At 71.2% G+C, this 14,199-nt stretch carries 9 protein-coding genes; 3 read left to right on the forward strand and 6 right to left on the reverse strand.

The window, feature by feature from the left end:
- Positions 1-2 precede the first annotated feature (2 nt).
- The 6 genes from ACRYCC_RS18115 to metH form a co-directional block, all read right to left on the reverse strand.
- Positions 3-1,037, reverse strand: a complete 1,035-nt coding sequence (locus tag ACRYCC_RS18115; protein ID WP_433813507.1) for an ABC transporter permease — start codon at positions 1,035-1,037, stop codon at positions 3-5.
- A 102-nt stretch (positions 1,038-1,139) separates the two neighbouring features.
- Complete coding sequence (locus ACRYCC_RS18120) at positions 1,140-2,900, reverse strand: ABC transporter substrate-binding protein (RefSeq protein WP_433813509.1); 1,761 nt, start codon at positions 2,898-2,900, stop codon at positions 1,140-1,142.
- A gap of 51 nt (positions 2,901-2,951) precedes the next feature.
- On the reverse strand, positions 2,952-3,944 hold the full coding sequence (locus ACRYCC_RS18125; RefSeq protein WP_433813511.1) for an ABC transporter permease: 993 nt from the start codon (positions 3,942-3,944) through the stop codon (positions 2,952-2,954).
- Positions 3,945-4,434: 490 nt separating this feature from the next.
- Entirely contained in the window at positions 4,435-4,845 is a 411-nt protein-coding gene (locus ACRYCC_RS18130; RefSeq protein ID WP_433813513.1) for a hypothetical protein, read from the reverse strand.
- Positions 4,846-4,966: 121 nt separating this feature from the next.
- The gene (locus tag ACRYCC_RS18135) at positions 4,967-5,620 is read right to left on the reverse strand and encodes an HAD family hydrolase (RefSeq protein WP_433813515.1); all 654 of its coding nucleotides are present in this window, start codon (positions 5,618-5,620) and stop codon (positions 4,967-4,969) included.
- Positions 5,621-5,732: 112 nt separating this feature from the next.
- Positions 5,733-9,209: a methionine synthase gene (gene metH, locus ACRYCC_RS18140; protein ID WP_433813516.1), complete on the reverse strand. Its 3,477-nt coding sequence runs from the start codon at positions 9,207-9,209 to the stop codon at positions 5,733-5,735.
- A 180-nt stretch (positions 9,210-9,389) separates the two neighbouring features.
- On the opposite strand from metH, the gene ACRYCC_RS18145 reads away from it, so the two are divergent.
- The 3 genes from ACRYCC_RS18145 to ACRYCC_RS18155 all read left to right on the forward strand — a co-directional run bounded on the left by ACRYCC_RS18145 (position 9,390) and on the right by ACRYCC_RS18155 (position 14,113).
- The gene (locus ACRYCC_RS18145) at positions 9,390-9,848 is read left to right on the forward strand and encodes a universal stress protein (RefSeq protein WP_433813517.1); all 459 of its coding nucleotides are present in this window, start codon (positions 9,390-9,392) and stop codon (positions 9,846-9,848) included.
- 306 nt (positions 9,849-10,154) lie between these two features.
- Complete coding sequence (locus ACRYCC_RS18150; protein WP_433813519.1) at positions 10,155-11,015, forward strand: PAC2 family protein; 861 nt, start codon at positions 10,155-10,157, stop codon at positions 11,013-11,015.
- Positions 11,016-11,224: 209 nt separating this feature from the next.
- Positions 11,225-14,113, forward strand: a complete 2,889-nt coding sequence (locus ACRYCC_RS18155) for a helix-turn-helix transcriptional regulator (protein ID WP_433813521.1) — start codon at positions 11,225-11,227, stop codon at positions 14,111-14,113.
- Positions 14,114-14,199: the final 86 nt, after the last annotated feature.

The following is a 14,199-nucleotide window of genomic DNA, read 5'->3' on the forward strand; positions in this document are numbered from 1 at the left end:
CATCAGCTGAGCCTCACCCTCGGGTCGATGACTGCGTAGAGAACGTCGACGACCAGGTTGGCGATCACGATGAAGATCGCCGCCAGCAGTGTCACGCCCAGGACCATCGGGAGGTCTCCGGTGCCGATCGACTGGATCGCCAGCTGGCCGATGCCCGGGATGCTGAAGGTCGACTCGGTGAGCACCGCCCCGCCCAGCAGCAGCCCGATGTCCAGCCCGAAGATCGTGAGGATCGGGGTGAGGGTGGCGCGCAGGGCGTGCTTGGTGATGACCGTGCGTTCCGGCAGTCCCTTGGCCCGGGCGGTGCGGATGTAGTCCTCGTTGAGGGTGTCCAGCATGCCCGCCCTGGTGAGCCGCGCGTAGAGCGCGGCGTAGAGGAAGGCCAGGGTGATCCAGGGCAGGATCAGCGACTGGAACCACTTGGCCGGATCGTTGGTGATCGAGGACAGGCCGCCGACCAGCGGGTACGTGCCGCCGCCGGTCTCGGCCCAGCCCCATCCGTAGGCCACGATCGCCATCGACACCAGGCCGGTGAAGAAGATGGGCAGGGACACGCCCGCGAGGGCCACGCTCATGAAGGTCCGGTCGAGGATGCTCCCCCGGCGCAAGGCCGAGATGATCCCGGTACCGACTCCGAACACCAGCCAGATGACCGAGGCCCCTGCGGTGAGCGAGATCGTGGCCGGTGCCCTGTCGAGCAGTTGGGGAAGGACGGGCTCGCTGCTCCGGAAGGAGTAGCCGAGGCACGGAGCGGGGCACCACTCCTTGTCCGGGCCGTTGTTGAAACTCTGGCCCGCCACGATGCCCTTGAGGAAGTTGCCGTACTGGACGACGACCGGCTTGTCGAGGCCGAGCCGCACCTTGGTGTCATGGATGGCTTCGGCTGTCGGCGCCTTACCCACGTACGAGGCCGCGAGCTGATCGGTGGTCTGGCCGGCCAGCTTGGGGATCTCGAAGAAGATCCCGAAGGTCACGGCCGTGACCACCAGCAGCAACAGCACGGCCCCGATCAAGCGCCGGATGATGTATGCGACCAAAACGTGCGGCCCCGGCCGCCGGCCGGCCCGGGTGTCCCCACCCGGGCCGGCCGGCGACCAATGCCTTCACCTGCCTTCTGATGAACTAACGGGAGTGACGGACTACTTCACGCCCATGTTGAGGTAGTCGTACATGCCGCCGTAACCGAACGTGATGCCCACGTTCTTGACGTTCGGCGGGCGGTACAGCACCGCCTTGGCGTAGATCAGCGGGACGTTCACGGCGTCCTTCATGACCATCTCGTCGATGTCGCCCCACGCCTTGGTGCGGGCGGCGTCGTCGGTGTTGGCGATGCCGGCGTCGAACGCGGCGTTGACCGCGGGGTTGTTCTCCTCGGGCAGGTTGTTGCCACCGGAGGGCTTGATGGCCCGGCCGTCGACGATCTGCTGGAGGAAACCGAAGCCGGTCGGCCAGTCGGCCGCCCACGCCATCAGCATGAGGCCGATGCCGTTGTCGTGCACGTACCTGGGCGCGCCGACGTACTTGTTGAAGTAGTCACCGGCGGGGAAGGTCTTGATCTCGGCGGTGATGCCGACCTTGGCCAGACCCTGCTGGATGCCCTGGGCCATCGCGACTTCCTTCGGCCGGTCGGAACGGGCCGTCAGCTTGGTCTTGAAGCCGTTGGGCTGGCCGCAGGCGGCGAGCTCCTGCTTGGCCTTGGCGAGGTCGCCGTGGCCGTCCGGGCCGCTCGGGTACAGGTCGAACTTGCGGTAGCCGTTGACCGTCGGCGGGATGAGCGTGGTGGCCACGTCGCCGCCGAAGACCGGGCCGCCGTAGGCGCTCTGCGCCGCGACCTTGTCGGTCGCGTACTGGACCGCGATCCGGCAGTGGATGTTGTCGAACGGCTTGACGTGCTGGTTGATCGACATGAACCGCAGGAAGCCCTGGATCGGGTTGTCGGTGTTCTTCTTCGCCGCGGCCTGCAGGACCTTGGGCTGGGTGCCGCTCTGGACACCGACGCCGGTGACGTCCATGTCGAGCGCGCCCGACAGCAGGCGGTTGTCGATGTCGTTGGCGTCCTGCTTGAGCTGGAGCTCGATGCGGTCCGGAAGCGCCTTACGGATCGGGTCGGTGGCCGGGTCCCAGTTCGGGTTGCGCACCAGGTTCATCTGCTTGCCCTGGCTGTAGGACTCGATCTTGTACGGCCCGGACGAGACGATGCTGTTGCGGTACTTCAGGCCGGTGTCCTTGGCCTGCGGGACCGGGGCGCTCTCCGACATCTGAACCAGGTAGTTGAAGTCCGCGAACTTCTGGATCAGATGGAAGGTGATGGTGTTGTCGTCCGGGGTCTCGATGGACTTCAGGCCCTCGGGGCTCTTGTCCTTGTACGGACCCTTGTAGGGCGGCTTGTTGTCGACCAGGTAGGCCTTGAAGTACTTCGGCCCCAGCTGCAGCTCGTCGCTGAAGTTGCTGCGCTCGATCGCGTACTTCACGTCCTTGGACGTCACGACCGTGCCGTCGTCGAACTTGACGCCCTTACGGATCTTGAACGTCCAGGTCTTGCCACCGTCGTTCGTGGTACCCAGCGACTCGGCGAGGTCCGGGACGACCGTGAGGCTGTCGTTGCCGGCGGACGGCTTGAACGTCGTCAGCGCACGGGAGTACAGCCGGGCGAAGTTCTGCACCCAGGCGTAGTAGGTGTCGCCCGGGTCCGGCGAGTCGAAGTCGTCGGAGTCACCGAGGCGGAGCGTGCCGCCCTTGGTGTTCGACACATTGATGACGTTCTCGACCGCGCCGTTGTAAGCGGCGCCGCCTCCGCTGCTCGAGCCGCCGCCGTCATCCGAGTCGCCGCCGCAGGCGACGAGCCCGGTGCTCAGCGCCGCGCCCAAGGCGAGGATCGCAAGCGGTTTCATCTTGTTCATGTGCTGGCGCACTCCTTCATAGGTGGGGGGCTGATCGTCCGGGACGGAAGATCACTTCGCTCGGGGGTCGAGGGCGTCACGCAGCCCGTCGCCGAGCAGGTTGAAGGCCATGACAGTGATGAAGATGGCCATGCCGGGAATGACCATGTACATCGGGTCAGACTGATAGATCGGCACCGCGAGCGTGAGCATGCCTCCCCAGGACGGTTCCGGGGGGTTGACGCCCACGCCGAGGAAGGACAGCGCCGCCTCGAACAGGATGTTGGTCGGGATCAGCAGCGTCGAGTAGACCAGGATCGGCGCGACCAGGTTCGGCAGCAGTTCTTTGAACAGGATGTACGGGCTGCGCGCGCCCAGGCTGCGGGCCGCGTCGACGAACTCCCGCTCCCGCAGCGACAGGGTCTGCCCGCGGATGATGCGCGCGATGTACGGCCAGCTGAAGAAGCCGATCACGAAGATCAGGACCAGCTCGCGCAGCCCGTTGCCCTGGAGCCCGAAGGCCTTGTCCGGCACGACGCCGACCAGCGCGATCGCGAACAGCAGCAGCGGGAAGGCGAGGAACACGTCCATGGCCCGGCTGAGCAGGGTGTCGACCCAGCCGCCGAAGTAGCCGGCGATGACGCCGAGGAAGACCCCGATCACGACCGACAGCAGCGTCGCCAGGAAGGCGATCAGCAGGGAGATCCGCGCTCCCTTGACGATCCGGCTCAGCATGTCGCGGCCCGTGCCGGGCTCCACGCCCAGCGGGTGGCTCGCGCTGATGCCGGTGTGCCAGATCCCGCTGTTGGGGCGGTTGTAGGTGACGTCGATCAGATCCTGGTGGTACTCGTACGGCGAGGGCAGCAGGAAGGGCCCGATGATCGCGATGAGGATCAGCAGGACGATGACGACCCCGCCGCCCAGGGCGACCTTGTCCCGTTTGAGGCGCAGCCAGGCGATCTGCCCGAGCGAGCGGCCCTCGATCGCCTTCCGGTCAACGCCCGCGAGGACGGATTCCGGCTGTGCCTCGGCCTGTGAGCCGGACACCTCGATGGGCGCGGTCACGCCACATACCTCCCAATCGGCCACGCTGCCTGGAAGCGCGGAGCCACCTCGACCAGCGCATGCGCCGACCCGGAACCCCCCACGCCCACCTCTACTGAAAGGGAGACTTACTCTCCAGTCAGGACTGTCCTGCGTGAGCCAAGATCGCGCTAGCCCCCGTGGCCGGATTGTGACCCGGCCGTGTCCATGGGCATACGCGAGCTTGACGTCACGGTTGACGAATCGCCCAGAACATACTTTGCGCACACCCCTGCTGTGCAAGTCCTGAACCCAGATTCACGGGAAGCTTTACCGTTCCGAGTCTTTTTTGAGACCGATTGTCCGCTGATGGGAAGAAAGTGCCGTAGGTTATCCCAATGACCGCCTAGTCATGACCACGGACGGTACGCATGGGGACGTGACTTAGTTTACAAATCGTGACGTCGGCACGGGCGCCGGCGGCCTCATGCGGACCGGCGCGACGGCCCGCCCGGGGCCGGGAACGATCGGGTCAGCTGATCCCGCGGTTGCGCAGGATCGCCTCGATGTCGGCCAGGTCCGGGTCGACACCGGCCCCGGAACCGCCCTGCTCGACGGCCCGGCCGGGCTTGGTCTTCTTGCCGGCCGGAGCGGCCGCCCGGCCCTCGGCACCGGCCACGCCGCGGCGCAGCATCACGCCGGAGGTCACGTACAGCAGGACGGACACGCCCAGCAGCAGCAGGCCCGCCCACTTGACGGGGCTCAGCACCAGATCGGTCATCCACTTGGTGAGCCCGGTGAGGTAGGCCGCCATCGGCACCAGCGACCACGCGGTGCCGCGCATGCCCGAGGCCAGGCCCCTGCGCTGGAAGGCCGTCCAGCTGCCGGCCAGGCCGAGCCCGGTGATCGCCAAGCTGATCACGAAGAGAAAGACGTCGCTCATACCGGCCCCCATGCCTGTCACGTACGACTTCTGCCATCGTCGCACGCCGCACCGGGACAACGACTCATCCAGGCGAACGGTTCCGTACGCCGCCGCCTCCTCCCCCGGCCGTAGGCGTCCCCTAGGGGATCAGCTCCCGCAGCCTCGGCAGATCGAGCTCGGTCAGCGAGCCCACGACGGTGCGCCCCGGGGCGGGCGGCACCGCGACGACGCTCGGCACGGCCACCGTGACGCAGCCCGCGGCCTCGGCGGCGGCGACCCCGGTCGGTGAGTCCTCCAGGGCCACGCAGCGCGCCGGGAGGACCTCCAGCAGCCGCGCCGCCGTGAGGTACGGGTCGGGGGCCGGCTTGGTCCGGGCCACCTCGTCACCGGCCACCGTGACGGCGAAGAACTCCCGGCCGATGCCGTCGAGGGCGTGCTCGAGCAGCCGGCGATGGGTCGAGGTGACCAGCGCCGCGGGCAGCCCGGCGGCCTGGACCTGGGTCAGCAGGTCCTTGGCGCCGGGCATCAGCGGCACCTGGGCGCTCAGCAGCCCGGCCATGCCGTCCAGCAGCCGCCGGCCGACCTCCTGCGGCGGCGCGACCGGCCCGCCGATCCGCAGCATGTACGCGACCGTGCGGTCCAGCGAGCCGCCGACCGTGGCCTCCTGGTGTTCCGGCCCCCAGGCGATGCCCAGCCAGGCCGCCACGTCGTACTCGACCTCCAGCCAGAGCCGCTCGGAGTCCACCAGCAACCCGTCCATGTCGAACAGGACGGCCTGCAGTCCCCGTGTCACGCCCGTATCCCCCTCTCGCCCCGCACCGGACCCCTCCCCGGCGCACGCGCCGCGAGCACCGCCCCACGGCGCACGCCGCGGACGAGCCGCGGCGCCGGCCGGGGCACGGGGATCAGGTGTTGAAGTACTTGGCCTCCGGGTGGTGGACCACGATCGCGTCGGTGGACTGCTCCGGGGCGAGCTGGAACTCCTCGGAGAGCTCGACCCCGATCCGGTCCGGCTTCAGCAGCTCGACGATCTTCGCCCGGTCCTCCAGGTCGGGGCAGGCGCCGTAGCCGAGGGAGAAGCGGGCGCCCCGGTAGCCGAGCTTGAAGAAGTCCTCGACGTCCTCGGAGTCCTCGGCGCCGAAGCCGAGCTCCGAGCGGACGCGGGTGTGCCAGTACTCGGCGAGCGCCTCGGCGAGCTGGACCGACAGGCCGTGCAGCTCCAGGTAGTCGCGGTAGGAGTTGTTCGCGAACAGCTCGGCGGTGACCTCGCTGATCCTCGATCCGACGGTGACGAGCTGGAAGCCGACCACGTCGAGCTCGCCCGACTCCTTCGGCCGGAAGAAGTCGGCCAGGCACAGGTGCCGGTCACGGCGCTGGCGCGGGAAGGTGAACCGGGTGCGCTCCGAGCCGTCCTCGTGCAGGACGACCAGATCGTCGCCCTCGCTCACCGCGGGGAAGTAACCGTAGACGACCCCCGCCTCGACCAGCCCCTCGGCCTGGATCCGCTCCAGCCACATGCGCATCCGCGGCCGGCCCTCGGTCTCGACGAGCTCCTCGTAGGACGGCCCGTCGCCGCCGCGCGAGGGCTTGAGGCCCCACTGGCCCATGAACGTGGCCCGCTCGTCCAGGAAGGCGGTGTAGTCGGCCATGGCGATGCCCTTGACGACCCGGTCGCCGTAGAAGGGCGCGTCGGGCACCTTGTTGTCGGTGGCGACGTCGGACCGGGCGGGCATGTCCTCGGCTTCGGTGACCTTGAGCTGCGCGCCGCCCTTCCGGACCCGGCGCTCGCGCAGCGGAGGCAGCTGGGCGCCCGCCTCGCCGCGTTTGACTGCCATGAAGGCGTCCATCAGGCGCAGGCCCTCGAAGGCGTCCCGGGCGTAGCGGACCTCCCCGTGGTACAGCTCGGCGAGGTCCTGCTCGACGTAGGCACGGGTCAGCGCGGCGCCGCCGAGCACCACCGGCCACGTGCTCGCGAGGCCCCGGGAGTTGAGCTCCTCGAGGTTCTCCTTCATGATCACGGTCGACTTGACGAGCAGCCCGGACATGCCGATCACGTCGGCGCGCTGCTCCTTGGCGGCCTCGAGGATCGCCGACATCGGCTGCTTGATGCCGAGGTTGACGACCTCGTAGCCGTTGTTGGACAGGATGATGTCGACGAGGTTCTTGCCGATGTCGTGGACGTCGCCCTTGACGGTGGCGAGCACGATGCGGCCCTTGCCGCCGTCGTCGGCCTTCTCCATGTGCGGCTCGAGGTAGGCGACCGCGGACTTCATGACCTCGGCGCTCTGCAGGACGAACGGCAGCTGCATCTCGCCGGAGCCGAACAGCTCGCCGACGACCCGCATGCCGTCCAGCAGCACGTCGTTGATGATCTCCAGCGCGGGCCGCTGCGAGAGCGCCTCGTCCAGGTCGGGCTCCAGGCCCTGGATCTCGCCGTCGATGATGCGCCGCTTGAGCCGCTCCCACAGCGGCAGCGCGGCGAGCTCCTCCGAGCGGGTGGCCCGCATGGCGGCGGCGTCCACGCCCTCGAAGAGGTCCATGAACTTCTGCAGCGGGTCGTAGCCCTCCCTGCGGCGGTCGTAGACCATGTCGAGGGCTACCTGACGCTGCTCGTCGGGGATCCGGGCCATCGGCAGGATCTTGGACGCGTGCACGATGGCGGAGTCCAGGCCGGCGTTGACGCACTCGTTGAGGAAGACGGAGTTGAGCACCATCCGGGCGGCGGGGTTCAAGCCGAACGACACGTTGGACAGGCCCAGCGTGGTCTGCACGGCCGGGTAGCGCCGCTTGATCTCCCTGATCGCCTCGATGGTCTCGACGCCGTCCCGGCGGGTCTCCTCCTGGCCGGTCGCGATGGGGAAGGTGAGGGCGTCGATGATGATGTCCTCGAGCCGCATGCCGTAGGTGCGGGTGAGGTCCTCGATCAGCCGGACCGCGACTCGTACCTTCCATTCCGCGGTGCGCGCCTGGCCCTCCTCGTCGATGGTCAGGGCGATGACGGCGGCACCGTGCTCCTTGATCACCGGCATCAGCCGGCCGATGCGGGAGTCGGGGCCGGCTCCGTCCTCGTAGTTGACCGAGTTGATGACCGAGCGGCCGCCGAGCATCTCCAGGCCGGCCTGGATGACGGGCGCCTCGGTGGAGTCGAGCACGATGGGCAGCGTGGAGGCGGTCGCGAACCTGAACGCGATCTCCTTCATGTCGCGGACGCCGTCCCGGCCGACGTAGTCGACGCAGACGTCGAGCAGGTGCGCGCCGTCGCGGGCCTGGTCGCGGGCGATCCTGACGCACTCGTCCCACTGCTCGGCCAGCATGGCCTCGCGGAAGACCTTGGAGCCGTTGGCGTTGGTGCGCTCGCCGATCGCGAGGTAGGAGGTGTCCTGGCGGAACGGCACGTGCTGGTAGAGCGAGGAGGCGCCGGCCTCGGGGCGGGGCTTGCGGGCGGCGAGCTCCCGGCCCCGCACCCGCTCGACGACCTGCCGGAGGTGCTCGGGGGTGGTGCCGCAGCAGCCGCCGACCAGGGACAGCCCGTAGTCGCGGGTGAAGGTGTCGTGCGCGTCGGCGAGCTCGCCGGGGGTCAGCGGGTAGTAGGAGCCGTCGGAGGTGAGCTGGGGCAGGCCGGCGTTGGGCATGGCCGACAGCCCGAGGCGGGAGTGCCGGGCGAGGTAGCGCAGGTGCTCGCTCATCTCGGCCGGGCCGGTGGCGCAGTTGAGGCCGATCAGGTCGACCTCGAGGGGCTCGATCGCGGTGAGCGCGGAGCCGATCTCCGAGCCGAGCAGCATGGCGCCGTTCTGCTCGATGGTGACCTGGGCGATGAGGACGGTGTCCGCGCCGGCCTTGGCGATGGCCCGCTTGGTGCCGATGACCGCGGCCTTGACCTGGAGGAGGTCCTGGCAGGTCTCCACCAGGATGGCGTGCACGCCGCCGGCCAGCAGCCCGGCCGCGTTGCGCTCGTAGGCGTCGCGGAGGTCGGCGAAGGGCACGTGCCCGAGGGTGGGCAGCTTGGTGCCGGGGCCGATCGAGCCGATCACCCAGCGCGGCCGGTCCGGGGTGGAGTAGGCGTCGGCGACCTCGCGGGCGATGCGGGCGCCCGCCTCGGACAGCTCCTCGATCCGCTCGGCGATGTCGTACTCGCCGAGGTTGGCGAGGTTGGCGCCGAAGGTGTTGGTCTCGACGCAGTCGACGCCCACGTCGAAGTAGGCCTGGTGGACCGACCGGACGATGTCGGGCCGGGTGACGTTGAGGACCTCGTTGCAGCCCTCGAAGCCCTGGAAGTCCTCGAGTGAGGGGTCCTGGGCCTGGAGCATCGTCCCCATCGCTCCGTCGGCCACGACGACACGTTCACGGAGGGCCTGACGCAGGGATTCCGGTGATGCACTCATAGGACGACAGCCTATCGGGAGCCCGGCGGCACCCGCCCTGACGTCCATATGGCAGACACGTGGCGGACGGGGGCAGGACTGCGACCGGAGTCACCACCGAATAGCGTTCAATCCGTGTACGAGCCGGGCAGATGACGCTACGGTTCCCCTCTGCACACTACTCACTGGTAAGGAGCGGCCATGAGCGCGTACAGCACCATTCTGGTCGGCACCGACGGCTCGTCGTCCTCGTTCCTCGCGGTCGAGAAGGCCGCGGGACTGGCCGCCGCCACCGGCGCGACCCTGCTTCTCGCCTCGGCCTACCACCCGATGGCGGAGAAGGAGCGGCTCAGCGCCGCCGACCGGCTGGGCGACCTCGCGTACAAGGTGCAGGGCTCCACCCCCGCCGACGACGCGCTGCGCGCCGCCCGGGAGCGGGCGGTCGCCGCGGGCGCGCGGGACATCGACCAGGTGGCCGTCGAGGGCGACGCCGTGGACGTCATCACCCGGATCGCCACCGAGCGCAAGGCGGATCTGGTCGTCATCGGAAACCGCGGCCTGAACAGCCTGGCCGGCCGGCTGCTCGGCTCGGTCCCGGCGAACCTCTCCCACCGCTCCCCCTGCGACGTGCTGATCGTGCACACCACCGACGGCAAGTAGGAGCGCCCTCGCGGCCACGCCCCCCGCCCTACCCCTCCCTCCGTGATCACCTCCCCTGCCGTGATCATGCCCCCGCTTCGTGATCATGCAATCGTTCGACGATTGATTGCGTGATCACGGAGGTGGTCAGGGAGGGATGGGCCGGGAGGGGTGGGGGCGGGGGCGGGGGCCGGGGCGGTGCCGGTCAGGGGGCGATCGAACCGGGCGCGGCCGGGTACGGCCCTGTGAGGACATAGGGTTGTAGTGGCCGATCTTGGGCGGGTGCCCGGGGGCTGGTGCGGCCGATGTTCGGGAGGGAGGCTGCACGTGATCGAGCTCGAGGACGTACCGGAGCTCGTCGATCCGGTGGTGATCGCGGCCTTCGAAGGCTGGAACGACGCGGGAGAGGCGGCCAGCGGGGTCATCCAGCATCTGGAGGAGGCCTGGGACGCGACCCCGATCGCCGAGCTCGACCCGGAGGACTACTACGACTTCCAGGTGACCCGGCCGACGGTGGAGCTCGACGGCGACACCCGCCGGATCAACTGGCCGACCACCCGGATCTCCTGGGCGCGGGTGCCCGACTCCGACCGCGACGTGATCCTCATCCGCGGCATCGAGCCGAACATGCGGTGGAAGTCGTTCAGCCGTGAGCTGGTGGGCCTGATGCTGGAGCTGGAGGCCGCCACCGTCGTGCTGCTGGGCGCGCTGCTGGCCGACGCGCCGCACACCCGGCCGGTCCCGGTGACCGGCTCCTCCTCCGATCTGGGCCTGTCCACCCTGCTCAACCTCGAGCCCGCCCGCTACGAGGGGCCCACCGGCATCCTGGGGGTCCTGCAGGACGCCTGTTCCCGCGCCGACCTCAGCACCATGTCGCTGTGGGCCGCGGTGCCGCACTACGTCGCCCAGCCGCCCTCGCCCAAGGCGACCCTCGCGCTGCTGCACCGCGTCGAGGACCTCCTCGACGTGACCGTGCCGCTCGGTGACCTGCCCGAGCAGTCCCGCGCCTGGGAGAACGGCGTCAACGAGCTGGCCGAGCAGGACACCGAGGTGGCCGAGTACGTGCGGGCGCTGGAGGAGCAGAAGGACGCCGCCGAGCTCCCCGAGGCCTCCGGTGAGGCGATCGCCCGGGAGTTCGAGCGCTACCTGCGCCGCCGCGGGCCCGGCAGCGCCGGTCCCCCCGTCTGAGCCGGGCCGCCTCCGGCACCTCCGCCCGTCTCCGGCACCTCCGCCGTCTCCGGCCCCGTACCGTCCGGCGGCGTGCCCGGCACGGGCACCGCTCACGGGCCGGATCCGGTCGATCACCTACCCGGGCGTTGACGGGATGATCGCACCGGAGTTACCTTCGCGCCGGAACTCACCCGCTGGACCCGAACAGCGTGCGGAGGACCCGCGCCATGGCAGTCGCTTCTGGGCCGAACGGGGGAATCAGCGGCGGCGGCGGAGCGATCCAGCCGCCCCCGGTGGGGCACCGGCATGCCCACCGGGGACGCCGTGCGCAGGCCGTGATCCGCATGAACCCGCTGCTGGTGCGTGCGCGGGCGCATCTCGGCGCCGGTGGCAGCGTGCTGCTCGCCGGGCCCGCGGGCATCGGCAAGTCGACCCTGCTGTCCGTGCTGACCGCCGAGTTCGCCGGGGCCGGGCACGGGGTCCTGCGGTGCTCGCCGTCCGAGACCGAACGCCATCTGCCCTTCCTGGGCCTCATCGACCTGCTCGCCGAGACCGGTGACGAGGTGCTGCGGATCCTGCCCGCGCACGAACGGACCGTGCTGGAGTCGGCGCTGCTGCGGCGCAACGGCCCGGCCGGCGAGCGGGACGGCCTCTCCCTGCGGGTGGCCGTGCTGTCGGCGTTCCGGGTGCTGTGCGAGAGCCGCCCGGTGCTCGTCGTCATCGACGACGCCCAGTGGCTGGACGGCCCGAGCGCGGAGCTGCTCGCCTTCGTCGCCCGGCGGGCCGGGGACCTGCCGCTCAGCGCGGTGGCCGCCGTGCGCGCGGAGAGCGCGGGGCCGCCCGCCCACCCCGCCTTCGGCCCTCCCCCGCTGCTGTCGCTGCGGGTGCCGCCGATGACGGCCGCGGAGATCTCCGCGCTGCTCGGCGACCACATCGGGCTGGACCTGCCCCGGCCGGTGCTGGCGAAGATCCACAGGGCCAGCGGCGGCAACCCGTTCTTCGCCCTCGAGCTGGGCCGGGCGCTCGGGGAGAGCGCGGAGCCGCTGGACCCCGCGGCGCCGCTGCCGGTCCCCGGCAGCCTGCGCACCCTCATGCTCGGTCGGCTCCGGGCGCTGTCGCCCGGCGCGCAGCAGACGCTGCTGACGGCCAGCGCCGCGGCCCGCCCCACGATCCGGCTGCTGAAGGCCGCCGGGCGCCGGCGCGCCGCCGGCGACGTCCACGAGGCCGAGCGCGACGGCATCGTGCAGCCCGGCACCGGCGACGCGGTGCGGTTCACCCATCCGCTGCTGTCGGCGGTGCTGTACGCGGAGTCGCCCGCGGAGAACCGGCTGCGCGCCCACGCGGCGCTCGCCGACGCCGTCCACGACCCGGTGGAACGTGCCCGTCACCTGGCCCTGGTGACGCCCGAGCGGGACGCGCAGGTCGCCGCGACGCTGAGCGAGGCGGCCACCGCGGCCCGGCGCCGCGGGGCACCGGCGACGGCCGCCCGCCTCGGCCAGCTCGCCGCGGACCGGACGCCGGCCGGGGACCCGTCGGGTGAGGCCGACCGGCGGCTCACCGCGGCCGAGGACGCGGTGGCCGCCGGGGAGTTCGCGCTGGCCCGCCGGATCGCGCACGAGGTGCTGGCCTGCTCGGGCACCCCGGCCGAGCGCGTCCGCGCCTGGATCATCGTCATCGACTCCTGCGGCCAGGCGCTGGCCGAGGTCGACGACGTGTTCTCGCTCGCCCTCACCGACGCGTGCGGGGACCCCGGCCTGCTGGCGAAGCTGCACTACCGGCTCGCCTGGCGGGCGTGGATGGTCAAGGGCTCGGCCCCGGACGCGCACGCGCAGGCGGCCCGGTCGGCGGCCCTCGCGGCGCAGGCCGGGGACCGGCGCACCGAGCTGCTCGCGCTCACCAAGCAGGCGCACACCGAGCTGTACCTGGGATACCCCGACGCGGAGCGGACCCTGGCGCTGGCCCTGGCCGAGCCGCAGGACCCGCGGGTCGTCTTCGACCACAACGGCCCGGCCTATCTCAAGCACCGCCACCACCTCCTCCAGGACCGCCTGGAGGACGCGCGGACCGAGCTGCGGGCCCTGACCTACGCGGTCCGCCAGCGCGGCGCCGTGGAGAGCCTGTGCATGTGCCTGCACAGCCTCGCCCAGGTCGAGGTGCACCGCGGGCGCTGCGCGCGCGCCCTCGACCTGGCCGGGCAGTGCCTGCGGCTGGCCGAGGACACCGGGCTGAGCCAGGGACCGGCCTGGTACGCCGTCGCGCTGGCCGAGGCGGCCGGCGGCTGCCCCGACCGGGCCCTCGCCGCCGCGGAGCGGGCCCAGCGGCACAGCGAGGACGACAGCGACCAGCTCTTCCTGCCCCGGACCCTGCACGCGGTGGGGCACGTCCGGCTGATGAGGGGTGAGGCCGCCCAGGCCGCCACCGCGTTGCGCGCGGTCCGCCGGCTGGAGACCGGGCAGGGCCTCGGAGATCCGGCGATCCGCCGCTGGCAGCCCGACCTGGCCGAGGCGCTGGCCGCCACCGGCTGCGCGGACGAGGCCGCCGATCTCGTCGCGCAGACCCGGGCCCGGGCGTCCGCGCTGGGGCGGCGCGGGCTGCTGGCCGCGCTGGAGCGGGCGTCGGCGCTGGTGGCGCAGGCCCGCGGTGACCTGGACGCGGCGGCGTGGGGGCTGGAGCGGGCCGCCGGGACGCTCGCGGGGCTGCCGTATCCGCTGGAGGAGGGCCGTACCCTGCTCGCCCTGGGCCGGCTCCGGATCCGCGTCGCCGACCCCGGCGCGGCCCGCGCACCGCTCCGGCAGGCCCGCCAGATCTTCGCCCGGGCGGAGGCACGTCCCTGGCTGGGCCTGGTGACCGCCGAGCTGGACCGGCTGGACGTGCCGCCGGCCGCGCCGGTCGCCGAGATCGAGCTGCTCGGCACCCTCAGCGTGGTGGAGCGCAGGGTCGCCGCACTCGTCGCGGAGGGCGCGACCAACCGCGAGATCGCCTCCCGGATGTTCGTCAGCGTCAAGACCGTCGAGGCCGCGCTGACCCGCACGTTCCGCAAGCTGGGCGTGCGCTCCCGGGTGGACGTCGCGCGGATCGCCGTGGTCCGGCGCGAGGCGGCCGGCCCGGCCGACTGAGCCGTCCCTCCGGCGCGGGACCGGCCCCGCCCGCCCGTAGGGATATCCCTATCGGTGCCCGCTGACCCTTCTCGCGCGCGTCTCGC

The organism is Actinomadura scrupuli (assembly GCF_050971785.1).
GTDB lineage: Bacteria > Actinomycetota > Actinomycetes > Streptosporangiales > Streptosporangiaceae > Actinomadura_E > Actinomadura_E scrupuli.

What these genes read in the sequence shown, in the direction of transcription:
- ACRYCC_RS18120 (WP_433813509.1), bottom strand. Translation starts at nt 2,900, where the DNA reads ATGAACAAGATGAAACCGCTTGCGATCCTCGCCTTGGGCGCGGCGCTG.
- ACRYCC_RS18130 (WP_433813513.1), bottom strand. Translation starts at nt 4,845, where the DNA reads ATGAGCGACGTCTTTCTCTTCGTGATCAGCTTGGCGATCACCGGGCTC.
- metH (WP_433813516.1), bottom strand. Translation starts at nt 9,209, where the DNA reads ATGAGTGCATCACCGGAATCCCTGCGTCAGGCCCTCCGTGAACGTGTC.
- ACRYCC_RS18145 (WP_433813517.1), top strand. Translation starts at nt 9,390, where the DNA reads ATGAGCGCGTACAGCACCATTCTGGTCGGCACCGACGGCTCGTCGTCC.
- ACRYCC_RS18155 (WP_433813521.1), top strand. Translation starts at nt 11,225, where the DNA reads ATGGCAGTCGCTTCTGGGCCGAACGGGGGAATCAGCGGCGGCGGCGGA.